Below are 345 nucleotides of genomic sequence, written 5' to 3'. Positions count from 1 at the left end.
CCGCGATCCGGCGCCAATCCCGCGTGAACGCGAGGTCGAGGCCGCGCTGGCCGACGCCAAGCTGGCGCACGAGCGGCTGCGGGAAGCCATCGACATCCTGCCGCAAGGCATCGTTTTTCTCGACGCCGACGGCCGCTACATCCTCTGGAATAAAAAGTACGCCGAGATCTACAGCGCCACCGCCGACCTGTTCGAACCCGGCGCACGGCTCGAGGATACGCTGCGCATCGGCGTCGCACGCGGCGACTATCCGGAAGCGCGCGGCCACGAGGAAGCATGGATCGCCGAACGGCTCGGCCGGATGTATCACCCCGGCCACAGCCACGAGCAGGTGCTCGCCGACGG

At 68.1% G+C, this 345-nt stretch carries 1 protein-coding gene; it reads left to right on the top strand.

The window, feature by feature from the left end; genetic code table 11:
- Nucleotides 1-345 (top strand): PAS-domain containing protein (locus tag I5M_RS30615; RefSeq protein WP_040771894.1); only part of this gene is annotated, 345 nt, incomplete at both ends.

This window comes from Rhodopseudomonas sp. B29 (assembly GCF_000333455.1).
In the GTDB taxonomy this organism is placed as follows: domain Bacteria; phylum Pseudomonadota; class Alphaproteobacteria; order Rhizobiales; family Xanthobacteraceae; genus Rhodopseudomonas.
Note: the sequence above shows the minus strand (reverse complement) of the source record. Positions and strands in the feature narration are given on the sequence as shown.